Source organism: Collinsella tanakaei YIT 12063 (assembly GCF_000225705.1).
GTDB lineage: Bacteria > Actinomycetota > Coriobacteriia > Coriobacteriales > Coriobacteriaceae > Collinsella > Collinsella tanakaei.
In genome coordinates, this window is sequence record NZ_JH126470.1 from 213,499 (window position 1) to 239,165 (window position 25,667).

At 54.4% G+C, this 25,667-nt stretch carries 22 protein-coding genes; 9 read left to right on the forward strand and 13 right to left on the reverse strand.

All coding sequences use genetic code 11. The annotated features are described in order from the left end of the window. The first annotated feature begins 321 nt into the window (after window positions 1-321). Together HMPREF9452_RS07595 and HMPREF9452_RS07600 are read left to right on the forward strand one after the other, a co-directional pair. Window positions 322-750 (forward strand): RrF2 family transcriptional regulator, encoded by a 429-nt coding sequence (locus HMPREF9452_RS07595; protein WP_009141554.1) that lies wholly within the window; start codon window positions 322-324, stop codon window positions 748-750. 512 nt (window positions 751-1,262) lie between these two features. Continuing rightward, entirely contained in the window at window positions 1,263-2,948 is a 1,686-nt protein-coding gene (locus HMPREF9452_RS07600) for an aminotransferase class I/II-fold pyridoxal phosphate-dependent enzyme (RefSeq protein ID WP_009141555.1), read from the forward strand. A gap of 322 nt (window positions 2,949-3,270) precedes the next feature. On the opposite strand, the gene HMPREF9452_RS07610 is transcribed toward HMPREF9452_RS07600, so the two are convergent. From HMPREF9452_RS07610 to HMPREF9452_RS07635, 6 genes are all read right to left on the reverse strand, one after another. Continuing rightward, window positions 3,271-4,101: a MurR/RpiR family transcriptional regulator gene (locus tag HMPREF9452_RS07610; RefSeq protein ID WP_009141556.1), complete on the reverse strand. Its 831-nt coding sequence runs from the start codon at window positions 4,099-4,101 to the stop codon at window positions 3,271-3,273. 69 nt (window positions 4,102-4,170) lie between these two features. After that, entirely contained in the window at window positions 4,171-5,385 is a 1,215-nt protein-coding gene (locus HMPREF9452_RS07615) for a mannitol dehydrogenase family protein (RefSeq protein ID WP_009141557.1), read from the reverse strand. Then, on the reverse strand, window positions 5,382-6,329 hold the full coding sequence (locus HMPREF9452_RS07620; RefSeq protein WP_009141558.1) for a class I mannose-6-phosphate isomerase: 948 nt from the start codon (window positions 6,327-6,329) through the stop codon (window positions 5,382-5,384). Before HMPREF9452_RS07620 ends, HMPREF9452_RS07615 begins: the two co-directional genes overlap by 4 nt. 12 nt (window positions 6,330-6,341) lie before the next feature. After that, window positions 6,342-7,175: a PTS system mannose/fructose/sorbose family transporter subunit IID gene (locus HMPREF9452_RS07625; protein ID WP_009141559.1), complete on the reverse strand. Its 834-nt coding sequence runs from the start codon at window positions 7,173-7,175 to the stop codon at window positions 6,342-6,344. 3 nt (window positions 7,176-7,178) lie between these two features. Beyond that, on the reverse strand, window positions 7,179-7,976 hold the full coding sequence (locus tag HMPREF9452_RS07630; RefSeq protein WP_009141560.1) for a PTS sugar transporter subunit IIC: 798 nt from the start codon (window positions 7,974-7,976) through the stop codon (window positions 7,179-7,181). Between the two features lies 1 nt (window position 7,977). Beyond that, a complete protein-coding gene (locus HMPREF9452_RS07635; RefSeq protein WP_009141561.1) occupies window positions 7,978-8,466 on the reverse strand; it encodes a PTS sugar transporter subunit IIB in 489 nt (162 codons plus the stop codon). 528 nt (window positions 8,467-8,994) lie between these two features. Between HMPREF9452_RS07635 and HMPREF9452_RS11840 the strand changes: the two genes are divergently transcribed. After that, window positions 8,995-9,141, forward strand: coding sequence for a hypothetical protein (locus tag HMPREF9452_RS11840; protein WP_156786183.1), 147 nt, complete (start codon window positions 8,995-8,997; stop codon window positions 9,139-9,141). Between the two features lie 375 nt (window positions 9,142-9,516). Here HMPREF9452_RS11840 and HMPREF9452_RS07640 read toward each other — a convergent pair whose 3' ends face one another. Further along, on the reverse strand, window positions 9,517-9,699 hold the full coding sequence (locus tag HMPREF9452_RS07640) for a hypothetical protein (RefSeq protein ID WP_040362641.1): 183 nt from the start codon (window positions 9,697-9,699) through the stop codon (window positions 9,517-9,519). Between the two features lie 664 nt (window positions 9,700-10,363). On the opposite strand from HMPREF9452_RS07640, the gene HMPREF9452_RS07645 reads away from it, so the two are divergent. Then, window positions 10,364-11,365 carry a hypothetical protein gene (locus tag HMPREF9452_RS07645; protein WP_040362710.1) on the forward strand — a complete coding sequence of 334 codons (1,002 nt, stop codon included), beginning with the start codon at window positions 10,364-10,366 and terminating at the stop codon, window positions 11,363-11,365. A 175-nt stretch (window positions 11,366-11,540) separates the two neighbouring features. On the opposite strand, the gene HMPREF9452_RS07650 is transcribed toward HMPREF9452_RS07645, so the two are convergent. Together HMPREF9452_RS07650 and HMPREF9452_RS07655 are read right to left on the reverse strand one after the other, a co-directional pair. Beyond that, on the reverse strand, window positions 11,541-12,128 hold the full coding sequence (locus tag HMPREF9452_RS07650) for a hypothetical protein (RefSeq protein ID WP_009141563.1): 588 nt from the start codon (window positions 12,126-12,128) through the stop codon (window positions 11,541-11,543). Then, the gene (locus tag HMPREF9452_RS07655; protein ID WP_187116508.1) at window positions 12,121-13,284 is read right to left on the reverse strand and encodes an AAA family ATPase; all 1,164 of its coding nucleotides are present in this window, start codon (window positions 13,282-13,284) and stop codon (window positions 12,121-12,123) included. The genes HMPREF9452_RS07650 and HMPREF9452_RS07655 overlap by 8 nt, the downstream gene beginning before the upstream one ends. Window positions 13,285-13,613: 329 nt before the next feature. On the opposite strand from HMPREF9452_RS07655, the gene HMPREF9452_RS11995 reads away from it, so the two are divergent. Then, the gene (locus HMPREF9452_RS11995) at window positions 13,614-16,292 is read left to right on the forward strand and encodes a Sau3AI family type II restriction endonuclease (RefSeq protein WP_009141565.1); all 2,679 of its coding nucleotides are present in this window, start codon (window positions 13,614-13,616) and stop codon (window positions 16,290-16,292) included. Further along, on the forward strand, window positions 16,244-16,384 hold the full coding sequence (locus HMPREF9452_RS12000; RefSeq protein WP_232205038.1) for a hypothetical protein: 141 nt from the start codon (window positions 16,244-16,246) through the stop codon (window positions 16,382-16,384). The genes HMPREF9452_RS11995 and HMPREF9452_RS12000 overlap by 49 nt, the downstream gene beginning before the upstream one ends. Window positions 16,385-16,436: 52 nt before the next feature. On the opposite strand, the gene HMPREF9452_RS07665 is transcribed toward HMPREF9452_RS12000, so the two are convergent. The 4 genes from HMPREF9452_RS07665 to HMPREF9452_RS07680 form a co-directional block, all read right to left on the reverse strand. Continuing rightward, a complete protein-coding gene (locus HMPREF9452_RS07665; protein ID WP_040362643.1) occupies window positions 16,437-17,315 on the reverse strand; it encodes a hypothetical protein in 879 nt (292 codons plus the stop codon). 168 nt (window positions 17,316-17,483) lie between these two features. Continuing rightward, window positions 17,484-19,343, reverse strand: a complete 1,860-nt coding sequence (locus tag HMPREF9452_RS07670; RefSeq protein ID WP_009141567.1) for a DUF262 domain-containing protein — start codon at window positions 19,341-19,343, stop codon at window positions 17,484-17,486. Between the two features lie 118 nt (window positions 19,344-19,461). Further along, on the reverse strand, window positions 19,462-20,238 hold the full coding sequence (locus HMPREF9452_RS07675; RefSeq protein ID WP_009141568.1) for an HNH endonuclease: 777 nt from the start codon (window positions 20,236-20,238) through the stop codon (window positions 19,462-19,464). A 287-nt stretch (window positions 20,239-20,525) separates the two neighbouring features. Then, the gene (locus HMPREF9452_RS07680; protein ID WP_009141569.1) at window positions 20,526-22,460 is read right to left on the reverse strand and encodes a BglG family transcription antiterminator; all 1,935 of its coding nucleotides are present in this window, start codon (window positions 22,458-22,460) and stop codon (window positions 20,526-20,528) included. Between the two features lie 176 nt (window positions 22,461-22,636). Between HMPREF9452_RS07680 and HMPREF9452_RS07685 the strand changes: the two genes are divergently transcribed. The 3 genes from HMPREF9452_RS07685 to HMPREF9452_RS07695 are packed head-to-tail and all read left to right on the forward strand — an operon-like array spanning window position 22,637 to window position 25,667. Next, window positions 22,637-22,960: a PTS lactose/cellobiose transporter subunit IIA gene (locus tag HMPREF9452_RS07685; protein ID WP_009141570.1), complete on the forward strand. Its 324-nt coding sequence runs from the start codon at window positions 22,637-22,639 to the stop codon at window positions 22,958-22,960. Next, entirely contained in the window at window positions 22,950-24,344 is a 1,395-nt protein-coding gene (locus HMPREF9452_RS07690) for a glycoside hydrolase family 1 protein (protein ID WP_009141571.1), read from the forward strand. The genes HMPREF9452_RS07685 and HMPREF9452_RS07690 overlap by 11 nt, the downstream gene beginning before the upstream one ends. Before the next feature lie 3 nt (window positions 24,345-24,347). Continuing rightward, on the forward strand, window positions 24,348-25,667 hold the full coding sequence (locus tag HMPREF9452_RS07695) for a PTS sugar transporter subunit IIC (protein WP_009141572.1): 1,320 nt from the start codon (window positions 24,348-24,350) through the stop codon (window positions 25,665-25,667).

The following is a 25,667-nucleotide window of genomic DNA, read 5'->3' on the forward strand; positions in this document are numbered from 1 at the left end:
CTGTAAATCCTATAACCCACATGAATAGTATGTAATAGTCGACATCGATAGTTAACTTTATACATATATCCCTGTCAAGCATCCGAAAGCGCTCGCCGGCAAATGAGACCGCATGTTAACAAAAATACCTTGTCAGAGGTACTTTTTTAGCCGTGGGCGGCGCGTGGGCAATCTGTGTACTTCGCTCTATCCATTCATCTGGAATAAAACCCCTCTTGTCCGGGTTTTTGCAACGTCCACCGCGCCGCCGACGGATAGAGGCGCCACTTTCGCAGCGGTCTGCTAGGATAAGGCTACCAATCACGTCGGAAGGTGGAAGTAATGCTGGTATCCACAAAGGGACGCTACGCGCTGCGCGTTATGGTCGATCTTGCGGAGCATCAGGGCGAGGGGCGTATCCCCTTGAAGCAGATCGCGGAGCGCCAGGGCGTCTCCGAGAAGTATCTGGAAAACATCTTGGCGACCTTGGTCCGCAACGGCATGTTGTCCGGTATGCGCGGCAAAGGTGGCGGCTATCGTCTTACGCGCAACCCGTCTGATTACAGCGCGGGGGAGATCCTGCGTCTTACCGAGGGCAGCTTAGCCCCGGTTTCCTGCCTGGATGGTACGTGCAGCGGTTGCGAGCGCGCGGCAGATTGCCCTACGGTGGGGATGTGGTCCAAGCTGGACAGCATGATTACCGGCTACCTGGATAGCGTCACCATCGAGGATTTGCGCTGCTCGCCGCGCGGCATCGACTACGTGATCTAGCGTCTGACAGCGCAGGCGGGTGCGTGCTTGCTACCGCCGGCTTCGCTTTAACAACTGAACGCATGGGGGCGGGCCCATGGGGGTCCGCTTTTCTGTGCCCGGCTAACGATCGGTGCGTCTTTCGACACGTACCCTTGCGCACTTGTTGAGGATAATTGCATCGATTTTCGTTACCCCCAATGTATATACCTTGCGCCCCCAAGCCGCTCTACCTTAGGCGAAGCGCGGTGTATGTGGCGTCTACTGGGCAAAACCTGAAATCGATGCGATTATCCTTAAGAACTGCACGGGTAAATCGTGCCGGTCCTTCGCGGGTGACCGAATCGCCTTCTTGCGCGGGGTGTCTCGCGCGCCGTTCGCATTTGTGGAAAGCAAATTGAACCAAATTCTCAAGGAGTTCAATTCTGCACCGTGCTATGCTCCCAACTAAATTGAACTTTGCCTCTAAATTGAACCAAGTAAAGAGATCCAATAACTAGAGCGCCGTTCAAATTGAACTATTGGAGGTCAACGTGGCCAATACCATATTCAGCGATCGCTTAGTACAGGCTTTGGAGCAGCGCAACATGCGACAGTCGGACCTTATCCGTATCGCGGCGCAGCAGGGCATCAAGCTTGGAAAAAGCCAGGTTAGCCAGTATGTAAGCGGTAAGACGATGCCCCGGGCGGACGTGGTGCGCGATATCGCGTCAGTGTTGGGTGTGGACCAGGAATGGCTTGCAGGCCAAGAAGGGCGGGCGGTCGATCCTTCGGCGTCTACGGCACAGGCCCCCGCGGCATCGCCGCCGGCAGGCGCATCGGCAAGCGGTGCCATGTCCGTCGCCGTTGCCTCAGCAGCCGCAGCTCCAGAACCCGGAGCCCCCGCAGCCGGCCCCGCCATCGCAGAGCAGGCCGCAATAAGCGAGGCGGCTGCAGGCGATGCCGTGCCACCCGCCACCCCTACGCAATCCACCCAGCAGCAACCCACAAGGAGCACCCCCATGCGCGAGTTCAAAAAGTCCTCCAAGCTCGATAACGTCCTGTACGATGTCCGCGGTCCCGTGGTCGACGAGGCCAGCCGCATGGAGGCGGAGGGCCTTCGCATCCTCAAGCTCAACATCGGCAACCCCGCGCCCTTCGGCTTCCGCACCCCGGACGAGGTGGTGCAGGACATGCGCCACCAGCTGCCGGACTGCGAGGGCTATTCCGACTCCAAGGGCCTGTTCTCCGCGCGCAAGGCCATCATGCAGTACGCGCAGCTCAAGCACATCCCCAACGTGGACATGGACAGCATCTACACCGGCAACGGCGTGTCCGAGCTCATCAACCTGTGCATGCAGGCGCTGCTCGACACGGGTGACGAGATCTTGATCCCCAGCCCGGATTACCCGCTGTGGACCGCGTGCGCAACGCTCTCCGGCGGCACGCCCGTGCACTACATTTGCGACGAGGAGGCTGAGTGGTACCCGGACCTCAAGGACATCGAGTCCAAGATCACCCCGCGCACCAAGGCCATCGTCATCATCAACCCCAACAACCCCACGGGCGCCCTGTACCCGCGCGAGGTGCTGGAGGGCATCGTCGAGATCGCCCGCAAGCACCAACTCATGATCTTCTCCGATGAGATCTACGACCGCCTGGTGATGGACGACCTGGAGCACGTCTCCATCGCCTCGCTCGCGCCCGACCTGTTCTGCATCACGTTCTCCGGCCTGTCCAAGAGCCACATGATCGCCGGTTACCGCATCGGCTGGATGGTGCTCTCCGGCAACAAGCGCTGCGCGCGCGACCTCATCATGGGTATCAACATGCTCTCCAACATGCGCCTGTGCTCCAACGTGCCGGCGCAGTCCATTGTCCAAACGGCGCTGGGCGGGCACCAGTCAGTCAAGAGCTACGTGGTGCCGGGCGGCCGCATCTACGACCAGCGCGAGTACGTCTACAAGGCGCTCAACGAGATCCCGGGCATCACCGCGGTCAAGCCCAAGGCGGCCTTCTACATCTTCCCCAAGATTGACGTCAAGAAGTTCAACATCACCAACGACGAGCAGTTCGCGCTCGACCTGCTGCACGAGAAACGCGTCCTCATCGTGCCCGGCAAGGGTTTCAACTGGCACAAGCCCGACCACTTCCGCGTGGTCTACCTGCCCCGCATGGACGTGCTACAGGAGTGCATGGAGGACCTTTCCGACTTCATGGCGCACTACCGCCAGGCGTAAAGCCCGTGCCCGCCATCAAGGCGGCATCGCCTCGAAGGCGGGTTCTTCCGCGTGCCGCCGCGTCCCGGCACGCCCCGATCGCGTACGTACAGGAGGGGGCAGGCACCGGCGCCACCTCTCTCGTACAGAGCCGCGTCCGGCTTTACGGCTGGGCGCGGCTTTCTTGTTATTGGACGAGGAAGGGTTTTTTGGACGAGGAATTGCTGCTCTTGGTGGGGATGAGGTTTAAAGCTGTGATAGCTCGCGATGCTGAGAGGGGTAAAACGTGGCAAATGATCAGCTGAATCGACCGACCAGCAAGAGGAGCGAGTTGTAATCGAAGTTATCTTCTTGCGGAGAAGGCAGCGACGAGGCTTTCGCCGTAGCTCTTTTGATACCTTTTTCTATCGAGTTGGAATATGCACATTGTTAGCGCGTCGAGAGCGAATAAAACGCCAGCAAATGTGCCCATTGCGGGAGCGGGGGTGGAACGGTTGTCATCTTCAAGTATTTTGAGATGGATATCGGATTTTTTAGACAGCGAATTGCCCGCAGCATCGGAAATCGATATAACGGGAATATGAAGAGACTGAGCGTATTCGGCAATGCCGACAGGCTCGGCTTTCTCGCCTGATTTCGAAATCACAATAACCACGTCGCGTGTGGGGTCCAGCATAAGAATCCTGCGCTTCGCCTGCACAAAATCATCGACACTTATTGCCTGGACCCCGAGTTCGACAAGTGAGTCTCCAAGGTATTCGGCAAGGATGTGGCTATTGAGATATCCGTAGCAAACGACGGTTGATGCCCTATTGATATAGCGGGCGGCGGCATCAAAGTTGTCCCCTGCGTTGCTTTTGACAACCGCGTCGATAAACCCATGGTATTGCTCTCCGAGTTTGGAGAGAACCTCGAAGGGGGCGTCTTCCGGTTCGATTTCCGATTCAACGCTTCCTTTGGCGTGTTGGACGTCTTCTATGAGCTCACCAAACATGCGATAGCCCATTTTCTTAGAGAACCTAATGACGGTAGATTGTCCGACGCCTAAACGCTCCGCAAGCTCATAGGAGGTCATATCCGCAAGCTCGCCCCTGTTTACAAGTAGGTAATCGGCAATCTTTTTTTCAGCCATGGAGAATTTTGGATACATGCTTTTGACCGTGGCGGAAAACATGGGGGCCTCGTTTACTACAGGGGCGTCGTTTGGTTAACGGCGCCCGGTCTTTTCATCTCTTTTATTGTATTATCCAACTCGCATAAGCGGTTTGGAATCTCCTGCGGTTATCTCGCGTATGGCCGCAGTAATCATATCCCTTGCAAAGCGAGACTTCTCTTCGTTTTCGTTAATGCCGCATATTGTTGATACTGCAGCGCTAAGCTCCTTTTCTTTCAAGACCTCAGCGATTTGCACTGATTGCGGCTCAGTTTCATCGGTGTAGCAAAAACCGTATGCCGCTGCGTGAAAGATGAAGTAGGGGACGATGCCGTGCTTCATGCACAGGAACGCTGGGCCAAGGAATCTATCGTTTGCCTGCAGTTTTCTTATTGGTTGACGAACAATACGGCTGATCTGATCGGAAAAGAATGGGCTGGTGAATTTCTCGAATGTCTCGCGAACCTCCTTATCGGATGGCATGGGCATGCCATATTCAAGTTCCAGAGCGCGCCTTCCTTCAAACCATGCGTACTTTGCCAGCTCCCATGCTCGCTTATCCGAAGCGATCTGGTTAATCGTCTCGCATCCTGCATAGGCTCCCATAAAGCCGAGGGAGCAGTGAAGCAGATTCTCGTTCCAGATTTTTTTAATCATTCCAAGCTCGCACGAATCGATAGGCTCGAAGAATGAGGGCATATTCCAATCTGGACCAAAGCGGAACGCATTATCGACCTGGAGGACGGGCTTATCATCGCCGGTAAGTGCCAACGCGTCTTCTTGAAGAACATCTGGATAGACAACCTTGCGATTGGCTTTCGAAGTGATCAGCGTGACGTACTTGTTGTAGTGGTCTTTCTCCGGTTCGCTCAACAGGGCTGTCATGGCGGTATCGAAGCGCGGTTTAAGCCCAACATAGTTTCCGCCAAGAATAACCGCGACAGGGGCTACGATATGACGATTATTCCGAAGACTGACCATCTCCGCTAAATCGGCTGCAACGGCATCGAACGATTCCGGAAAAACTGCCGTTGCGACTATTTCAGATTCTGCCAGGAAATCGATGTATGCTGCATGATCGCGTTTTACGTCGACGGCGTGGAAGTTATCCACTCGCGTTTTGCGGATCGTTCCCGTTAGAAGGTTCTTTTGCTCAACGGTGTAGTATCCCTGTTCACGGAGCGTGTCGACCAGCTTTGAATCGATATCGGCAAAAACTAGGTCGAAGTTCTTTTCAGAATAGAACAATTCGCCGAGCATGCCTCGACCAGTGCGGCCGGAGCCGATGATGGTGACACGCCTCATGCCTTATCGCCGTTCTTCTCGTTATAGGAGATGGCAATAAGCTCCATAGAACCCTTGAGTTCAAATGTGCCGTAGTTGCAGGGGATGAGGATGGTCTCGCCCTTCGCAATGGGTTCATTGGCGATGGCTCCCGATCCATCAGCGCACGTCACGATGAGGAAGCCGTCGTAGCTATACGAGCCCGATCCATTCACTTTGAACTTCTTGGCAACATATTCGCCATCGACGTCGTAATAGTCGTAGCGCAGAATGTCATCCATTTTTACCGGCTCAACGTGTTTCGAGCAAAATGGCAGCTCTGGGAAGCTGGCGCAATCGCAGACCTTTTCGATTTCCAGCGGACGGTTCGGGTCGTTGCGATCGTTATCATAGAAACGATAGGTCAAATCTCCGTTCGTTCCAAACGTGGCGCTTACAATTCCGCTGCCCCATCCACCATGGATTACACCCGCCGGCGTGTGCACAAAGTCTCCATCTTTAACTTCGAGAACACTGAACAAATTGTCCCAGTCCTTGGCATCGATAAGCGCTCGAAACTCTTCGCGACTGCTTGCCTTATGACCAAATAGCCATGTGCCAACATGATCGCTTTCGCGAAGCGCAACGGCTCCCGACACCTTTCCGCGGCATCCATCGTGTTCGAGGGCATAGGCGTCGTCGGGATGTGACTGATACGATTGGAAACCTTCGTTGCAGGTGATCGTCATGCGAACTGGGAACTCCGGCTCGTTGCAACCAAAGACTTCTGGATGATTTGCATAGAACTGAGAAAGAGGCTCATTTGTCTCGCGTACTACCGAATCCAGGTCTCCTGGGATGGCGATTGCGCAGTAAATCGTTCCGATTTTATCCAAACTTTGATCAAGTCCGAATTCGTCGATTAGCTTTCTGCCCGCCCAAACAAAAGACTTATAGATCGGTTCAAGATGAAATAGTTCTCGCATTGCAGTTATCTCCTACAGTATTCCTATAAGGCCAAGCACTACAACCGCTGTCATGAGTCCAAAAATGGCCTTGGTAACGGACAGACCCTTCTTGGCGAGCAGCCACCAGCATCCAATTACAAGCAGAAGGCCCAACAGGTTGGGGAATACCCCATCGATGATCTCCTGAATTACAACGGGGTCTGCATCTGCCGACGCCGCGAATTGAAGGGGCGTTGCCAGCTTGACATAGCTTGCGGAGAGCGCGCCGATTACGATAATGCCGAACAGCTGAACGGCGACCTTGATCTTTTCCATGGCCTTGCCCATGAGCATCGATACCGCTTCCTTGCCAAGTTCGTAGCCCTTGTCAAAAAGGAAGCGGGCATATACCCACAGCAAAATGGGGGTGACCACGATGAAAAGCGCTGGGCCGAGGGGGCTATAGGGGCCCGTTCCGGCCAAAGAGATGGCGATCGTTGTCAAGAGAGGGAGCGCCGTTGCTTGGATCAAGCTGTCTCCGATGCCGGCGAGCGGACCCATGAGCGAGGACTTTACGGTGCGGATCATTTCATCGTCCACGTCTGCTCCCAGGGCCTTCTGCTCTTCCATGCCAACGAGAATGCCCCACAGCACGCTTGCTGTCGTCTGTTCGGTATTCAGGAAGTCCATCATGCGCATCATGCCCGCGCGCTGACCCTCTTTGTCGTAGTACTTGCGATACAACGGGGCCATGTCGTACGCGTAGCAATTGCCGTGCCAGTTTTCCAAGTTGCAGCAGTACAGATATTGCAGCTGATAACGCCAGAAGAGTTTGTTCAGCTCCGCCTTTGTCAGCGGCTCGCGAGTAGCGATGTTCTTTTCCATGGCTTAAAGCTCCTCGTCATCGTTGAAGTTGGCTGCCTGGGCCAATACGGGCTCTTCTCGTTGTTCAATTCGGTAATACAGGTAAGCAATGGCAGCCGCCGCAATTGCGATGGCTATGAAGCTCATCTTCATAACAGAGAACATCATGAATCCCAGCACGAAGAAGATGAACATCCAATTGCCGCTCACATTGAATTTGAGAAGCATAGCCATTCCCACCGCAGGCAGGGTTCCTCCAAGCAAGCTGAGGGCGTGGAGTACGTTTTGGGGAACAACGGCAAGGAAGCTTTCGATAGCTCCGCTTCCCAGGTACAGCAAGACGAAGACTACCGCAAAGTTCATTACTGCAAGGAACAGCTGAGGGAGCACCACGTTACCGAGGAACATTTTGCGATAATCGACTTCCTCGATTGCCTTGCGCACAATTCCGGTGCATACGGTGTTGAAGGCTCGCATAACGTGAGTGAGATTTGCGGTAAGCACCGAGACGGGCGCAGCGAGTGCGAGTGCGGTGCCCGTATCCAAGCCGCTGCTGATCGCAAGGGCCATGATGGGATAGGAGACCACTCCCACATCGACGGTGACCGCTCCACCTACGGCAAAAGCGCCCATATACGCCAGCTGGAACGCAATTCCCAGCTCCAGTCCCTTCTGCACATCTCCAAGCAAAAGCCCGACCAGAAGTCCGCCCACGAGCGGTCGTTGGCAAGTGTACCTACCAAATACCATGCCGCCCGTTGAAGCGAACGTGTTGGTCAGGTGGTACATGCATGCCACAAGCAGAATTTGAATAAACGACATGTTAACGTGCTCCCATCTCGTTTTTCGCGGTGCTCCAGGAAAGATTGGGTGTGGTGAAAGCTGGGTTAACGATCATGTTCGTGCCTACGCTTTCCAAGTAATTCAAATCTGCAATCTGCTCACTGGTAAGGTAGAACATCTTTTCAACCAGCTGCGCACCCTCGCAATTCGGCTGCGGGCCCAGGTTCAATGTGCCTTTAAACCGGTAACCGGTTTCGACAAGTCGCCTTGCGCTTTCAGTGGTCTTAAAAATGATTAGGTAGCTCTTTTTAGATGCTTCTGTTTCAGGCAGCTTGCGGGCGGCTTTGTCCACGGTAAAGCACAGCATTCGGATAGACCCCAGTGCACTGGCGTATATCTTCTGGATAAACCCATCGCCAGCAATGTCATCGTCAACAATTATGACTCCGTCAACTGGGTGTTCCTTAACGACGCGTGTCGTTGTTTGTCCGTGTACCACGCGACTGTCTATTCGATAATGCGCAATCAACTGAACCTCCTGACCTCTGATGGTGATTACTTGCTAAGGCCTTGACACAGGATGATGACATAAAACTATAAAAGACGGAACTAGATAATTCATAAATAACTATGAACGGTCGAATTATTAGGATTATAGGTATTAAACGAGCTATTTGGTAAGGCGCCGCCCTCTTTTTAATCGGAGATACCTGGCGGGAGGAATCTCCCGTCCGCATTCAAGATCTAGTGAGAATTCACGTGGCTAAGATTTGAGGGCAAGATAAAGGGTTCCATCCAGTTTCTCGAAGAACATAATGTCTGCCTTTTATGAGGGGTTGCGAGATTGGACCGCTGTGGTGTCATTGGGGAGGCTGATGAATCGGACTGGATTGTGAAAGGTAAAGACGCTCGTGGTCAGACCGTGTTGGCTTACCGCTTTCGACTTCATGGATAACTGTGCGAGCGATCTGTGTGGCCGCTGTGCTCATCCTCGTAACGTGTGAAGATTCGCAATCAAACATCGTCGTCATGAATGCTCGCGATTGCGAGAGCGTTCATGGAAAACCTGCACATCTTCTCCAGCAAGACTCCTTCGCGCAAGATCGAGCGCAGGATGACGCAGACTCGAGAAGGTAGGCTGCAGGCTCATGAACTTGTAGAGGACGAGAACGACTGGCGGGCACTCTGGTTGTGGGGTCACTAACTGCGAGGCTACTGGTTGCGGGACAAACAAAATTAAATCAACGCCGTGTGTCAACCAAGGTCCTGCTGTGTATGGACGAGGAATTCTTGAAGTGATCCATCTTAGATGACAGGGCATCCGTGCCGGCCAGGTTAAGTAAGTCAAATAACTAGAATAATCAGAATAATTAGAGTAAGTGCGATATATTGCAGGATATTGACCTCTTATCGGTTTTTCAGGAGGTTGCTATGAGGCAGGCGAATCCATTTACGCCGTCCGCCGGGGTCGAGCCGCCGGCGCTTATTGGACGCGAAGATGTTCTTTATGACTTTGAGGAGTCTCTCCTGGCGGGCGTTGGAGCCCCCGGCAGACTTATGCGCATAACTGGCCCGCGCTTCAATCAAGAAAAAAGACAATTTCGAGGAGTTCGATATTCGCGAAGCGCTCGATGCTCAGGCAACCCCTCTCACTAAAAAGGGAAAAGGCCCGCTGGTAACCGTCGATGAAGTGCAAAACGCCGAGCGGGAGGATATCACGCGAGTCGCCATCGCCGTCCAGCTTTGAAGAGCTCTCGTCCATTCCCATCGATGCCGTAGCAGATTCACTTGGCAAAACAATGCGCAAGGGCGGCCTTGAGATAGGGGATGAGGAACTCGAGCGCGCCGCTGAGGCCACAGCGGGCTACGCATACCTGGTTCAGCTCGTTGGCTATAACATCTGGCGCACCGTGGCTATGAAGCGTGGCGAGCTTATTGCGACCAGCGAGGATGTCCGGGCAGGTATTGACCGTGCTATGGGCGAGTACGAGCGCGCGGCTGTAGAGACGGCGATTGCCGGCATTGGCAAAAACGCGCTTTGGTACCTTCTCGCCATGGCGCAGGATACCGCCGTGGCCTCTGCGACGGCGGATATAGCCGCCCGCATGGGTGCGCCGACCTCGTCGCTATCTTCAGCGCGTCCGCCGCGCGTTCCTGTATACGCTGTGGAGCCACAGGTTCTTCACCGGAATGTCCCGCGCGGCGCATACACTAATGAACGGCCGAAAGGCCCAAGCTGGCGCGGCGAGGAGAATGCCGTGCCCGTTCATTCAATAGCGGCCAATCAGAGTACATCAGAGCAACGTATGAGAGCAGCCCGGGTAAACGCGCCGGGGCCAATCGCAGCCCGCATGACGCGCGGGTGCAACGTATTTTTGAACGCAATGGGAAGGCCGCCCAACACGCGCGGAAGCGCAGGAGGAAACATGTCTGAGATCAACGAGACTGTAGAGACCATGGACGAGAACGTAGAGACCATCGAGACCGTTGAGACCGCTGTCGAGGCAGTGGAGGAGTCCGCCGGCGAGCAGGTTGCCGCCGAGAACGAGAACGAGACCGAGACCGTCGTCGAGGACGAGGCCGCCGAGGTTGTCGAGGAGACCGCCGAGGTCGAGGATGACAACTCCGACGACGAGCTGTTTGATAAGACCAACCGCGCCGCCCGCCTGCTGCGCGCCCGTCGCGCCGTGATGGGTCGCGAGGCTGAGGCCCGCGCCGCCCGCATGGAGGACCTCAAGCGCGCCCTCAAGCTCCTGGAGCTCAAGCCCAAGATGGAGCAGAAGGAGATGGCCGACCTGCTGGGCATGCGCCTGCGCGAGCTGGACGCCCTGCTGGCCGAGGCCGAGGCTGCCGACATCGTGGCCCGCGTCGAGCCCGCTGACGAGCCCGATATGCGCAAGGTTGTTGTCTACACCGGTGAGGACGCCGTCGCCCGCGTCGGCGTGCTCGCCAAGAAGCAGGACAAGCTGGTTCCCAGCCTTGACGACGAGGAGACCGAGCAGCTGCTCGCCCTGCTGAGCAAGGTCATCGACCCCCTGACCGCTATGGGTCTGGACAATGATGACGATCGCGGCGGCCGCGGCGGCTTTGGCGGCCGCGGTGGCGACCGTGGTGGCCGCGGCGGCTTTGGCGGCCGTGATGACCGTGGTCCCCGTCGCGATGACCGTGGCCCGCGTCGCGACTTCGACCGCGGTGGCGACCGTGGCGGTCGCGGTGGCTTCGGTGGCCGCGATGACCGTGGTCCGCGTCGTGACGATCGCGGTCCCCGTCGTGATTTCGATCGTGGTGGCCGTGGCGGCTTTGGCGGCCGTGACGATCGCGGTCCGCGCCGCGACTTCGACCGTGGTCCCCGTCGCGATGACCGTGGCTTTGGTGGACGCGGCAACGACCGTGGCAACCGCGGCGGCTTTGGCGGCAAGCGCTACTAAGCCTTCCGCCCACGCGCCTGCGCCTGCAAGTCTGGCTCGCGTCGCTTGCATATAGCGCTTTCAGCTACATGAAAACGGATCCGGAGCATTAACGCTTCGGATCCGTTTTTTCATGCGTTTTTGGACGAGGACGAGGGCGAGGACGAGGACGAGGACAATGCGTTGAGAGGAATATCTATTTGAGCAAGTCTACGAGCATGAGTTCATCGCGATCTCGATGTGCCGTTTCGGAGTAAACCTTGATTGCATGTATGAGCTTGCCACAGTCGCTCCAATAATCTGATAGGAATCTGTCCTCCTTTACATCTTTAATCCCTAGCGTGCTTTTGCAGAACACGTTTGGCCTTAGCGAGCGGTCTTTCCTACTTGCCCGTTCCCATTCGCGAAATGCGCCTTCTCGGTGAATGACGAGCATCTCGATTTCTGGTTTCGTGTAGAAGCTCAGTACCTCTGCCTCGTCCTTCAGGCTTTTTGGTAGAACGAATTTGCCAGAAGAAGTATCCACTATTCTTGCAATGGCAAGTCCATTGGCTGTGGCAGACCGGTAGTTCACATTGAAGTACCGGTCGACTATGTCTTTAGCTTTTCTGGTCCTGGTGTAGTAACGCGTTGCGTCGGTGTAGTCGGAAACCAGATGGTCATGAGGGACAATGAGCGCATCGTTCTCAATCAGGGAATTGATAATTGCGGCCTCAGCGGTTCCCTCCACAGAGAAAAGGACAAAGTGGTCTTTCAGTATGTCGCGACACCGGTCTCTATCCATTCAGCTGCTCCCTTACATAGAGTCGCATTGCCTGAACATCGGGATAGTTAGGCAGGGAGCCGCGAACGGCGTTTCTTAGAATGGCTGCGGACTTCTTGTTTTCTATCCTCTTGATTTCGGCAGAGTATTTTACCGCCTCCGTGTTGTAATTCTCATCCCTGCGCAGCACATATACCGCATCTTTTCGGTGCAGCTCATCAAGTATTTCTGGAACGTGCGTGGTAAAGACTAGCTGCGCGCCGCGCGGATTGGTGACGGGCGATGTGAAGAGCCCTATTACCACTCCCACAAGGGATCGGTTCAAACTCGTGTCAATCTCGTCGATAATCATATAGCCGCCATCGCGAAGCCTCTGCAGCGCAAACTGCACCATCTCGGCTCCTATGATTGTTCCCTGCGATAGGAAAGAGGGGATTGCGTCGGGGCCCACCACGCGCTCCTTCTCGCCGTGAAAAGTAAGATGGTAGACCTGCAACTCTGGATCGTAAGACAAAGACTCTATGCTTGGATCAAACGCGCGCAAAACGGGGGAGGGAAGGCTTTCTCGTGGTAGAATGCGCTCCGGCCTAGATACGGTACCGCCACGTTTGCCGGTAACGCGGAAGACAATGCTCTCGTGATCTCCAAGGAATGCCCGCTCCTCGTCAGTGAGCACGGTGGCGTCGAGCTTGTGATCGCCGTTTCTACGGATGAGCACGGCTGCGTTGTCTTTAAATGCCGCCAGGTCATTCAAAGTATCACGCTTCAAGCTTGCGGAGTTGTATTTCCAAAGGGTCTCGTCAGCAAATACAAGGTCGTCGGTGCGGACGCATCCAGATCGGCTCAGATCATCTTTCTCGCATTGTAGCGCCGATTCCAACAGGTAAAACGCCCCGTCATTCCAGAAGATCACGGAGAGCTCTAGGCGCTCGTCAACCCTGCCTATACGGTTGATTTCTCGTGCTAAGTGCCTCGATACGCTTAGGTCCGTGAGATATGAAACAATGAAATCGATTAGATTCAGGGTGGTTGTTTTTCCGGATGCGTTAACGCCAACAATACCCGTAGCATTCTGCGAATAGATAGCGCCGGAGTTTCCTAGGCGAGTGACGTCGGGGGTTAAGCCGTCTTCGTTTTTCGAAACGCGGTCGGTAGCGTAAAAATCAAGCTCTAGCATGCCGTTCTGGTATAGGGGCAAGCCCTTGGCAACAATCTTTAAAATCCGCATATCTAATCCTCGCTTCGTCTCTTGTTCTCGATGTACGCCTGTTTGCTTAAAAGCGGGTAGCGTGAGTAATCATAGCACTATAAACATAATAACTGTTTATAAGTTTTACAGTCGCAGCGGCAATATCTGTGAAGCGCTCTCTAGATTGGCGATGGTCGGCCGACCCATTGCGTTCATGAGATCGGATCCTTCCCGTAATACCTCCAATCGCAAGATCGTACACACGTTCGATCGATACAATGACATGATCGAACACGCGTTCTTTCATGGGAGGGGATATGGACGGGTCCCAGGACTACTACGATGCCAGCTCCCTAGACTCCATCTACAGCTACGCCAAAAAGCTCGAGGGCAAGACGCTGCGCACCGCGTGCCATCTAGCCGCCATCGATGACCCGCATCGCCGCAAGGGCTCGTTTGGCAACGCAATCGAAGAGCATTACTTCCACTATGACATCAACAGCTCTGCGGATCCGGATTTCGCCCAGGTAGAAACGGAGCTTAAGACCACGCCGCTTCGTCGTAAAAAGAACGGCGAGCTCTCCGCCAAGGAGCGCTTGGTCATCAGCATGATCAACTATATGAGCGTGGTGGACGAGACCTGGGAGACAAGCTCGGTCCAAAAGAAGCTCAGTAAGATCCTGCTCATCGCCTATGAATACGATAAAGACCTCAACCCCGTGGACTTCTTTGTCGACCTGGTAGAGCTTTGGGGCATTCCGCCAGAGGACGTGCCCGTGTTCCGCCGCGACTGGAATACCGTGGTCGAAAAGATCCGTCAGGGCAAGGCGCATGAGCTTTCCGGCTCGGATACGTTCTATCTAGAGGCGGCGACAAAGGCCGCGTCCAGTAAGGTCCGCAGGCCGCAGCCGTTCTCGTCCATTCCCGCCAAGCCGCGCGCGTGGGCCATCAAACCTGCGTACATGACGGCGATCTTCAACAGTATGTTGGACGCAAAGGCGATCGAGCGGCGAGAGGGGGAGGGCGACCTCGACCTTGAGCATCTTGTCCGCTCTCGCTTTGAGCCCTACTTTGGCCTTACGGAAGAGGAGCTGGGCGAGCACTGCGGCTACCTCCATAATGGGCGCCGCAAACCCAAGAACCTGTGCGCGCTCATCACCAAGCATATTCTGGGCGTGGACCAGAACGCCAAGATCGCTGAGTTCGAGAAGGCTGGCATCAAGACCAAGACTATCCGCCTAAAGCGCGACGGGGTACCCAAAGAGTCGATCTCCTTCCCAACGTTTGATTACTTCGACCTGGTGGCTCGCCCGTTTGAGGAGAGCGACTTTAGGGAGTACCTGCGTAGCAAGTACCTCTTTGTTATCTATAAAGAGGACGAGGAAACTCGCGGCCGCTACCTGCTTTCGGAAGTCCTCTTTTGGCAGATGTCCGATAAAGACTTACTAGAAGCGCAGCGTTGTTATGAGGAGATGCGCCGTCGCGTCGCCATGGGTCGCGCGGACTGGTCGGTCAAATCCAGCGAGAACCGCTGCTGCCACGTCCGTCCCCACGGGCGCAACAAGGCAGACGTTCTACCCACGCCGGCGGGCAAGCCAGAAACAAAAAAGTGTTTTTGGATCAATGCTCGATATATAGGCGAAGAGATCGATAGAGTAAGGCGGGAAACGATCTCAGGGGCGTCCGGCACCCTTACGGCCAACGGCACCCGCGCGGTCCACGGCTCCACCGTGGCCCAAGGCGTCGCTACCGCGCACGGCGCCGGCGCATGCAACCCGCCCACGCAGCCAAGCGCCTCTGTAGTTGATAGGAGTTATGTGACAAAGAACGTCATTCGAGTGGCCGAGCTTTTCGCCGGCGTTGGAGGCTTCCGCCTGGGTCTGGAGGGCTATAGCGACCCCGCGCATCCGCAGTTCGCCATGCCGTCCGCAGGTCCCTTCAAAACCATCTGGGCCAACCAATGGGAGCCACCGGGAACCCCAACGCGCCAGTTCGCCGCCAAGTGCTATCGCGAGCGCTTTGGCGAGGATTCCCTCATCAATGAGGACATCAACAAGGTGCTAGACGCCTACGAGGCGGGCACCATAGACATCCCGGACGTCGACATGGTGGTCGGCGGCTTCCCCTGCCAGGACTACTCGGTGGCAAAGCCGCTGTCTCAGGCAAGCGGCATCGTTGGCAAGAAGGGTGTGCTCTGGTGGGACATCTACCGGTTCTTGCGCCTTAAGAACACGCCGCGTTACGTGCTGCTCGAAAACGTCGACCGCCTGCTTAAAAGCCCCGCGTCGCAGCGCGGTAGGGACTTCGCCATCATCCTTTCCTGCTTCGCCTCCCTGGGCTACGCGGTCGAGTGGCGCGTTGTGAACGCCGCGGACTACGGTTTCCCCCAAAAGCGTCGCCGCGTCTACATCTACGCGGAAAAGACGGATGAGGCGTGGGACCTCGCCGACCGTATGACGCGCGGCGTGATGGCCCAAGCGCTGCCCGTAAAGCCAGAGGTCGATCCCGTGGGCTTCACCATTCCCGCCGACCCCTATGAGTGCTCGGAGTCTTTTGGTATGGGCGCCAAGCGCTCCCGCTTTGAGACGGCGGGCGTTATGCAGGGCTGCAAGGTCATGACGGGCAGGCTAAACGTCGAGTACAACGGGACGTACAAAACCCTTGGCGACGTGCTGGTCGATGATGCGGAAGTGGACGAGTCTTTCTTTATTACGGACGAGGATAAGCTGGAGCGTTGGCGCTACTTCAAGGGCGGCAAAAGCGAGCCCCGCGTGGACAAGAAGACCGGCTTTACCTATCAGTACACGGAAGGATCGATGGCGTTTCCGGACCCGGTTGACTGTCCGGCGCGTACCATCCTCACAAGTGAGGGGGGGGGTCGGCCTCACGGAGCAAACATATTGTGCAAGCGGGGGACGGCCGCTGCCGCAGGTTGGTTCCGGACGAGTTGGACCAGCTGCAAGGGTTCCCCAAGGGCTGGACGGACGTGGGCATGACAGATATCCAGCGCGCCTTCTGTATGGGCAACGCACTGGTAGTAGGCATTCCGCATATGATTGGACGAGTAATCGCCGAGCGCATGGAGTAGACGCCAAAGAAGATGGGGCCAACCGCATTCTTGTAGCAGTTGGCCCCACGTGTTAGCAGTTCAGCTGCATAAACGAGCTGTGATGGGCTTCGAGTCTGGCTTTGGATGGCCAGAGCTGCTCGTTGCTGGGAAGAGAAATCCGTCGCCTGTCAAAGTGGTTGTAGGCGGTGTTTCGCAGCGCGCCGCCCACCATGACCTCATAGGTATCAGGTCTAATCGAAATGAGCGACTGTTGGTACAGTGTGCCCAGGTCCGTCCTAAGCAGGATTCCAGCAGACGGCGTATTGCTTGCTGCGCCCAGATAGGAACTGAGATATGTCGCGTTGAGTGCGGGCAGTGCATCGTAGCCAGAAATCGCGCATTGGCCGTTATACGCCTCGATAAGATCCGTTTTAAACGTTTCGCCGTGGGCATTTTTAAGGTCCCTCTTGAGCGAGGTGAAGTCGCGCTTCCCCTCATGGGAAGAACCAAGGTAGTCAAGGTCAAGCGTTTTGCTGTTAAACAGCACGTCGGCGCGCAGCTTGGCTGCGTTTTCAAGGGCATCTTCTATCTCTTTTGCGGAGATGGGGGAGAGGGCACCGCTATCGAGTTTGTGAACGGGTCCATGAAGGGTGAAGATGCCCGCCATGTTGTTGTAGCTTTCAAGAAACGCAAGGCCAAGGCACTGGTACTCGTTGCCGGTCTTGTAGAAAACGCCTACGGGCACGCCGTCCTCAAGGCAATTGATAAGAGCTTGGTTGTACCTTGGCGAGCCGGGCTTTCGTCCCGTATTGTGATGGTGCTCGCAATATTGGATCATCCATGTGCCGTCATCAAGAAGGTGGACGGAATCCGCTCCGTATATCGTAGGGTTCGCGATGGTGATCGAAATCGCGTAGTCCTGCCCGCCCGGTTTGTGTATCCCTCGTTGCGCAACAAGGGTGATGGGCATATCTTTGGGGGCATGGTCTTTCCACGGACGAGGTCCAACTTCTCCCTCGTGGCTCAGAAACCATTGATACGCCGGCAAGTAAGAGTCGGGCACAAGTGAAGTGGCTCGCTCATACGATAGCGTTAGGCCTTGATACGTTTCTATAGACATGCTCGCTCGCCTCCCGGGTTAATCTTTGGCGAGGATTTCAACGAGTTTATCCAGCATGATTTGCGCGCGTTCATGCAAGAACTTTTTAGCGGCTGCGGGATTGCCGTTCTTAAGGTCGAGGTCGGCATCACGCAGGTCTTGGCCGTTGTAAACAAACTCCCTTTCTCCGTTGAAGGTAAAGAGTTCTCCCTTGGATGCGGGGAGCGTGGTTGATCCCTTTGCCCTGTTCTCGGCGCTAGAAAGGTAAGCGATGTTGCCGAGGTTGCCGCCAGGGAGCTTGTACGTTTTGTACGCGTACTGTCCGCTCGTCTTATTTCGGAGCGTCTCGCGTGAGATTAGATGCTCAATGTCGTAGGCGCTCTCGGAATATGCCTGAGGATTGCAGCTTGCAAGGACGGTCAGCAGGGTCTTTGCGATGGGGTCAACATTGATCGACTCGTTGTTTTCGATTGAATCCAGATAAGACTGGGTTGCAATTTCGAGTTTTGCCCTGGAGAAGGCAGCGCTCGTCGCATACGACAGCGTCCCGTCTATATAGTTGCCAAGCCTGGAGTCGCCCGAGCCCTTCCATTGATTGGTGAGCATATCCAAGATAAAGCACCTAAAGAGGTTGCGGGTTGTTTCGTTGTAGCCCTTCTTCTTATAATCCGGCAGCGATTCAAAATCCGTTGAGCGAATCGCTCCATATCGCGCGAACCAAAGAGCTGCAAAAAACGAGAGAAATTGCAGCTGGCCGCTAGATTTAGAGGTTTCGTACGCCTCTTTGCTGCCTGGCTTTTTCAGGAACTTGGCAAAGCGTCCGTTGATCTCATCGTATTCGGCAAGCATGCACTTTACCAGGTGCTCCGTGGCAGTGGGGCTATCCTCAAAGCCTGCATTTGCGAAGACGTCGGGAAGTCCTTGGGGACCTTCCTTCTTTCCGGCGATTTCCTGCGGGCGGAGTCCAAATACAATCGCAAGCGTGTTGTAGCCAATGGTGTCTACGGTGTCGTCTTGCTCGGCGGCCTTATCCGGCCAGCATGCTCGGCATCGCGAGATAACGAGCTCTCCCAATGCGTGGCAGAATTCCGGAAGGGTGACAATGCGCTCGCGTCTCATTTCCTCAGCGCTAAAGTCTTCGATCTCAAGGCCGTCGCGATCTTCTGTGAGCGCTTCATAGCGTGAAATAGTGCGCTCAAGAATGTCATCGGAATAAGGTTCCGGTGACAGCTGGACTTGATAGCGGTTCCATTGGGCAGCGAAAACCTGGTATTTCGTCAGCTTTCTTCCGCCAAGGTTGACGTTGGCGAATACCTCGGGCAGCTCCGATTTGTCGCCCGTGAAGAACACACAGGGGATTTGGAGGGTCGACAGGTTGACATACTTATCGAGAGCGGTGATGAGCTCGACTTGGATATCAACAATCTCCAGCATATGGCCATCGCTGCATGCCGGGTAGATTTCCTTGATTTGTTGAGCTAGATATGAACCGGGCAGATTCCTCTTGGTGGCATGCAGGTGCAGCATCTCTTTGATTGCGGAGATGAATTGATTCCTTAATTTGGTTCTTGCGTCTTCCGATTGCTGCGCTGCGCCGGAGAGCGCCATCAAGGAGTCAATCTGCTTCGCTGAGTTTGATTCAATGGGAAAGTACTCCTCTGGATGACGTTGATATTCTCGCAGTGTAGAAAAGCGCTGTTGTCCATCAATGAGAGAGTACTGCTCGGCATTATCGTATTTATATAAAAGCAGTGATCCAAAAGGAAAGCCCCTGCTTATGTTGTCGATGAAAGCAGCCTTTTGAGATTTGGACCATACCAACGGACGTTGATACGTTGGTATGGTCATCTGGTTTTCAAGATCTTCGAAGTTGATGGTTTCTATTCTGTAGTTCGACATGCTACCTCCCTGCTCTCGCTTTGATCATTAGATCACGTTGAAGTGTTCTAGATCAAGCATTCGCTTGCTGGGAGGTATTTCCAGCAGGGCTAGCTGTCGTATGTGGATGAAAGGGGTCCTACTTTAGAAAAATGACATCGTTGTGATATTCGATGAACTCCTTCTTTGGTTTCTTAACCGAAGGTAGGTCGATTTCTGCCCCGTCGAAGCTCCATAGCCAATCGAGCGGATCTTGCTTGTGCTTTACGGTATGGGAAACGCGAATCTTATACTGTTGGTCGATCGTAATCAGCCCTTGGTCGAACGCGCGATCATGGAATGCGTTTAAGAGCAAGCCGTTGTCGGTGGCAAGGCGTTCTGTTTTTGGATTGCAGATATTCCAAGGCTTGATGTGGCTAGCCACCAATAGTCTTGGTATAGAAATGCCTGTTATGCAGCATTTATTGTGATACGCGCTAAGAAGGGAATTGCGGAAATACCGCTGGTTGACTCGCTGCCTTACAGCGGCGATACGCTCTTGTCCCTCTGGAATCGATTCTAGGTTGCGCTCGATGGGTCGGAAGGAATCAAGCTTCTTGTCGGGATCAGCGGTTGCCTGGTTGAGGAGGTCGAGTGATTCGCTAACCAGCTCATCTCCTTTGCTGTCGTACTCAATCCAGATTTCCTTGTCGAGTTTGCTACCATGCGACATGCCCACGCGGCCAGATTCAACGCGGTTGGCATCGTTGGCGGCAATGTTCCAGAGCTTAAGAGCCACAGCGGAGGGGGTTCTGTCTAGAGCTTTGGCTAGCGCTATGATATCCGAGTTACGTTTATCAATCTGGGAGGGTTCAAGAAGCAGGTAGAGCGCAAACGCCGCCCGCGTCTCTTGGATAGTCCAGTTTCTGCGTGTCATGAATTGCCTCCTCAAGGTGAGTCATTTATTGCAGCGTCTGTTTGGATCGAGAATATATCTTTTGTCTGGCAAAGGGTAGCGGAGCGTGACCGGTGTTCATCTATCCGGGCATGGATTGTGCTTCAATTAAAGAGCGGGATTCGTTGTTCTTTTGAGCCTTAGCTTTGTCTTGTGTGCTATCTGCTAGCCAACGCCATCCTGATGCTGAGTGTTTGGTTCAGGATTCACTTGGTATAGCGTGCGGTGGGGCTCAATCGTTCGGGCGCAGGTCGAACTTGCCTTCGGCATTAGAATATGTTGTTGGGTGCCGTCCAACTAAAGGGCTGCTCGACGGATGTAGGGCCGTTGACTAGTATGTCCAAGAATTCCTGGAGCGAAGTCGATTTAGACAATCTGTCACTTCGTTCCCGATCGGAGCAGGCTTTTACGATTGTGTCGAACACTTCAAGGAATCGACGGCGGTCATCATGGCAAACAGCTATCATCAGCGCCAACTTGATTGTAGGACCGTTCCATGCGACTCCTTTATGGCAAAGTGCCACGCACACCATGGTTCTCTTGGCGTTCATTTCGACTGAATGGGGGATGGCGAACAGGTCGAACATGCATGTTGAAGAAAGCTCTTCGCGCTTCAAAACGAGGTCAATGAACTCATCGTCTACTACGCCTTCTTGTTGGAGCAGGGTTCCCATTTTGCGGATGAGGTTGTCTCGTTCCATCGGTTCGTCGGTTGATAAGAACAGTCCGTCTGTGAAAAACGGCTCAAGAAGAGCCCGTTGGCGGGAGTTTTTTCTGTTCTGAACCGCAGCGTCAATGATGCGCTCAACGCGGACCTGGTCGTCTGCGGTAAAGAATGGGGAAATCAATACAGAGCCGCTGGATTTGCAAAGGGATTTCCTCGTTGTGATGATTACGTCTGCTTCCGAATCGATAGAACGGAGCCCTTCTATGTCGATTTCGGCTAGAAGCGCTACGTCTTGATATCGACGATCAAGCGCTTCGCGAATTCGTTGTGATATCCCTTGATAATGATCGCATGCGAGGAGAATGCGGACTTTATCATTTTCAAGGGTGGACAGCAGGAGCATGCCAACGTGGATGCAGATGAACCCTACTTCACCATCGGAGACTATCACGCCAAACATCTCGCTTATTCGCCAGGCGATAAGTACGGAAAGCTCGTAGATAAACGGGCAGTTGAGCTTAATGTTCTCTAGGGCATCGGTGTCTTTGATTTGGGCTTCCTCGCGCCTTTCGATAAGCGCTTGCACGTGGACCGAGAAGTTGCGCAGCGCTTGCTCTGAATCAATTTCAAGCTGATACGAGCCAAACACGTCTTCAACAATCGAGCGGACGCCTTCTAGAACCTGTAGGGATTTTCCTTGAGAGGGGGCGTCGTCATGGGGCTTTCGCGATTCAACCTGACCGATAAGAAGGGTCGCCAGATAGTCTATATCTCCTTGTGTTGGGGCGACGTCATGGTGGCGCGCGTACATGCTGCATAGCTCGCTGGCGATACTTCTCTCGGCCTCACGATCGGATAGCTCGCATGCCGGGTCTGGCACGTGCAGACCGTGTCGCATGCGGTAAAGGGCAACGGCGATCGAGGTAATGAGGTTTTGGGCATAGCCTTGCTTAATCTGGTGGCCTTGGTTTTCAATTACCGACAGCGTGCAGGTGCGTACGCGGCTAATATCCATGTCGTCAAAGTACTCCGAAAGGCCGCCGTATCTCGACATGGAGTTAACGGCTTCTTGGGAGACGAGGGATCCAATAAGAGAACGCTTGTCATGCTCGTTGCCTTCGATGCTCAGGGATCCCTGTTTGCGCACTAGCTTTAGGCTGTGTGCCTCGACTATTCTTCGCACATTTTTGATTTCGCGCTCTACCGACGAAGAGCTCATGTAGAGTTTTTCGGCTATATCATCGACGCCGAGGGTGCCGTCGTTCTTTGAGATGAGTTTCAAAATTAGCCATTCTGTTGAAGCGCTCTCCTCATTGGGTGCATCGAGAAGCTTGGAGACCGCGTCTCGAGAGGGAGCGATGTAGCCGCGGTTGGTGCTTTGGATAACTTTTTCATTGATATTGATCCGAGCAACTTCGGATTGAATGGTACGAACCGAGCAATCCAGCGTGGCTGCGAGCGATTTGCCGGTGACGGGATAATCGGATGCGGCGATATGTTGCAGCAAAGTTGCCTGTCGACGGGTTAATCGCTGCATATGCCCCTCCATGTTTAAAGGCTAAACGAATAGACGTATACAAATATGCTGCTAAATATTAAATCAATCTTCAAATCTAATATTGCGGCGCATGCCGCAACTCCAAAGTGGAAACGGCCGCAACTGGTTTCTATTCTTGGGCCATGCAGGGTTCGTTGCGCTTTGGAAGGAGTGGTATGAACAAGGAAGAACTTCAGTCGATGTCGTTTCAGCTTGTCGCGCATGCGGGTGAAGCCTCAGCCCATTTCTATGAGGCCATCGCTTGTGCGAAAAGCGGGTCTTACGAGGAGGCGAACGAGAAGCTTGGACTTGGCGATAAGGCGATCATCGAAGCGCATGAAGCGCAGACCGCTTTACTTCGAGCTGAGGTGACGGGGGAGGACATCGCCTTCAGTATTCTTCTCATGCACGCTCAAGACCATTTGATGACGACCGCCCTTCTTGGGCGTATGGCACGTGAATTCATCAGCGTCTATAAGGAGATGCGCCATGAAGACTGATTTCATGTGGGGAAGCGCCACCGCCGCCTACCAATGCGAGGGCGCGTGGCAGGAAGGCGGGAAGGGGCTTTCAAATTGGGATGCCTTTTGCCATAGCGAGAAGAATGTGGTTAATCCCGTGACTGCGGATGTCTCCTGCGATCATTATCATCGCTACGAAGAAGATATAGAAATGCTGGCTGCTGGCGGCCAGAACGCATACCGCTTCTCAATTGCCTGGTCGCGCGTCATTCCCGATGGCATCGGCGCAGTTAGCGAGGAGGGCGTTGCGTTCTACAACCGTGTGATCGACTGCTGCCTGGCTCATGGCGTGACCCCGCTCGTTACCCTGTACCACTACGATCTGCCTCAAACGCTGTTTGAGCGGGGCGGTTGGGAGAACCGCGAAACCTGCAAGGCATTTGAGGCATATGCGAAAGTCTGCTTCGATCGCTTTGGCGACCGTGTCCGCTATTGGGCGACGGTAAACGAACCCAATTACGAGACCCAATGTTGCTACGCCGTGGGCAACTATCCTCCTAACGTCCAAGACCTCGGTCGTCGTTGGTGCGCCATGTATCACATCTTGCTTGGTAGCGCGATGGTGGTCCGCGCATTTCGCGAAGGAGGTTATCAGGGGAGCATCGGCCTTGTAAGCGATTCCTATTCTATCGAGACGCTCGTCGACAACGATGAATACAGGGAAGCCGCTGTTAACGCCGAGCTTTTCTACAATCGCTGCGTCAATGACACGTGCGTACTGGGGAAGATGCCGCAAGAGTTTGTGGATAAGATCGTGGCAGATGGGTGCAACCGTGATTACGCGTTGCCCGGGGACGATGATATCTTCCGCGCCGGCACGGTTGACTACCTTGGCGTGAATGCATATGCGCGTTATCTTGTTAAGCCCTATACAACTGGTGAGACCTGCCTTAAGGCGAGCAATACCGGCAAAAAGAGCGACCGCCAGGAGGCCGTTGTCAAGAATTGGTTCGAAATTGACCGCGATGATTCGATGCCAACCAACGATTGGGATATGGAACTATATCCAAAGTCCCTGTACAACCTTCTCATTCGTTTGCGCGAGCTTTACCCGGAAACGTTTTTCATCATTACGGAAAACGGTATTGGTTACAAAGACGTTCTCGAGGAAGACGGCACGGTGCATGACCCGTATCGCATCGAGTTCCAAAAGGGCTTTGCCGAGTGGATGCTGGAGGCTATGAAGGAAGGGGTTGATGTACGCGGTTACTTTGTCTGGTCAACGATGGATCTCTACAGCTGGATCAACGGCTACGCGAAGCGCTATGGGCTTGTGTACATCGATTACGAGAACGGAAATAAGCGCATTCCCAAGGACAGCTACTACTGGTACCGCGATTTTATCGAGTCTCAGGAGGTATAGGACATGGAAAAGTTTACCGAGTTTATCGAGCGCCACGTTGCTCCTGTTGCTGGCCGGCTCGGCGCAAACCGCTATATCCAGGCGATTCAGAATACGTTCCTGACGCTTATTCCGTTTATGACGATAGGGTCCATGGCGTTGGTTATCGTTACGCCGCCCATGGACTACACGACCATGGATCCGGGCATCGCGCAATCCTTCATGCAGGGATGGCAGACGATTGCCGATTTTCTGGCGTTTCCCTTTACTATCATCAACACCATCACAACCGGATGCCTCGCGCTTTGGGTTTCTGTGGGACTGGCGTTTTTCCTGTCCCGTCACTACAAGATGAACTCGTACCTTCCCGTTGCGCTTAGCGCCGCCTCCTTCATTGCCACGGGATTTATCAGTACTGAGGGCGCCCTCATGACGGACTTTATCGGCGGCGCTGGATTGTTCTGCGCCATCGTTATGTCTGTTGCCACGGTCGAGCTTTTCAAATTCCTTTCGGAACGGAACGTTGGCCGCATCAATCTGCCCGGCGCCGTACCTCCCGCTCTTGGCGAGTCTATGGCTCATCTTGTACCCGCTGCGCTATGCCTTCTCGCTGTTTCCCTTATCAGCACCGCCGCTATTAAGTTGACTGCGGCGCCGTTCGCCAATCTCATCGCGACGATTGTTTCTCCTCTGGTTGGTGCGGTCGACAGCCCCGCTGGCATCATGCTCATTGCTTTCCTGATGCCTTTGTTCTTCTGGTTCGGAATCCACGATTCCGTTCTTACAAGTCCTCTCGATCCGTTCCTTTATGCCAACCTTGATGCGAATATGGCGGCTTATGCCGCGGGTGCCGCCGCTACGGCCCTGCCTTGCACGGTCACCCCTCCCTTTGTGTGGTATTTCATTACCATCGGCGGCAACGGGGCAACCCTTGCCCTGGCGTTGCTCACCTTGAGGAGCCGTTCTAAGCAGATCAGCACCATCGGCAAGCTCGGTATCATCCCCACGCTCTTTGGAGTTAACGAGCCCATTATTTTCGGCCTGCCCGTTATGTATAACCCGCTGATGTTCGTTCCCTCTATTCTCAATATGGTTCTCAATGCGGGCCTTACGTTCTTGGTAATGGATCTTGGCATCATCAACCATACGTTTGCTTATCCTGGCTGGAACGTTCCCGCGCCTATCGGAGCGTTGCTGTCGACCATGGATGTCAAGGCGCTCATCTTTATAATTGGACTCATAATTCTTAACGGCCTCGTCTACTACCCATTCTTCAAGGCATATGAAAAGAAGAAGGTAGAAGAAGAGCAGGCCGAGGCTCCCGCACAGGCGGAAGTCGCGTAA

What these genes read in the sequence shown, in the direction of transcription:
- HMPREF9452_RS07595 (WP_009141554.1), top strand. Translation starts at nt 322, where the DNA reads ATGCTGGTATCCACAAAGGGACGCTACGCGCTGCGCGTTATGGTCGAT.
- HMPREF9452_RS07610 (WP_009141556.1), bottom strand. Translation starts at nt 4,101, where the DNA reads ATGTTTTCCGCCACGGTCAAAAGCATGTATCCAAAATTCTCCATGGCT.
- HMPREF9452_RS07615 (WP_009141557.1), bottom strand. Translation starts at nt 5,385, where the DNA reads ATGAGGCGTGTCACCATCATCGGCTCCGGCCGCACTGGTCGAGGCATG.
- HMPREF9452_RS07620 (WP_009141558.1), bottom strand. Translation starts at nt 6,329, where the DNA reads ATGCGAGAACTATTTCATCTTGAACCGATCTATAAGTCTTTTGTTTGG.
- HMPREF9452_RS07625 (WP_009141559.1), bottom strand. Translation starts at nt 7,175, where the DNA reads ATGGAAAAGAACATCGCTACTCGCGAGCCGCTGACAAAGGCGGAGCTG.
- HMPREF9452_RS07630 (WP_009141560.1), bottom strand. Translation starts at nt 7,976, where the DNA reads ATGTCGTTTATTCAAATTCTGCTTGTGGCATGCATGTACCACCTGACC.
- HMPREF9452_RS11840 (WP_156786183.1), top strand. Translation starts at nt 8,995, where the DNA reads ATGGAAAACCTGCACATCTTCTCCAGCAAGACTCCTTCGCGCAAGATC.
- HMPREF9452_RS07640 (WP_040362641.1), bottom strand. Translation starts at nt 9,699, where the DNA reads ATGGACGAGAGCTCTTCAAAGCTGGACGGCGATGGCGACTCGCGTGAT.
- HMPREF9452_RS07645 (WP_040362710.1), top strand. Translation starts at nt 10,364, where the DNA reads ATGTCTGAGATCAACGAGACTGTAGAGACCATGGACGAGAACGTAGAG.
- HMPREF9452_RS07650 (WP_009141563.1), bottom strand. Translation starts at nt 12,128, where the DNA reads ATGGATAGAGACCGGTGTCGCGACATACTGAAAGACCACTTTGTCCTT.
- HMPREF9452_RS07655 (WP_187116508.1), bottom strand. Translation starts at nt 13,284, where the DNA reads ATGCTAGAGCTTGATTTTTACGCTACCGACCGCGTTTCGAAAAACGAA.
- HMPREF9452_RS11995 (WP_009141565.1), top strand. Translation starts at nt 13,614, where the DNA reads ATGGACGGGTCCCAGGACTACTACGATGCCAGCTCCCTAGACTCCATC.
- HMPREF9452_RS07665 (WP_040362643.1), bottom strand. Translation starts at nt 17,315, where the DNA reads ATGCCCATCACCCTTGTTGCGCAACGAGGGATACACAAACCGGGCGGG.
- HMPREF9452_RS07670 (WP_009141567.1), bottom strand. Translation starts at nt 19,343, where the DNA reads ATGTCGAACTACAGAATAGAAACCATCAACTTCGAAGATCTTGAAAAC.
- HMPREF9452_RS07675 (WP_009141568.1), bottom strand. Translation starts at nt 20,238, where the DNA reads ATGACACGCAGAAACTGGACTATCCAAGAGACGCGGGCGGCGTTTGCG.
- HMPREF9452_RS07680 (WP_009141569.1), bottom strand. Translation starts at nt 22,460, where the DNA reads ATGCAGCGATTAACCCGTCGACAGGCAACTTTGCTGCAACATATCGCC.
- HMPREF9452_RS07685 (WP_009141570.1), top strand. Translation starts at nt 22,637, where the DNA reads ATGAACAAGGAAGAACTTCAGTCGATGTCGTTTCAGCTTGTCGCGCAT.
- HMPREF9452_RS07690 (WP_009141571.1), top strand. Translation starts at nt 22,950, where the DNA reads ATGAAGACTGATTTCATGTGGGGAAGCGCCACCGCCGCCTACCAATGC.
- HMPREF9452_RS07695 (WP_009141572.1), top strand. Translation starts at nt 24,348, where the DNA reads ATGGAAAAGTTTACCGAGTTTATCGAGCGCCACGTTGCTCCTGTTGCT.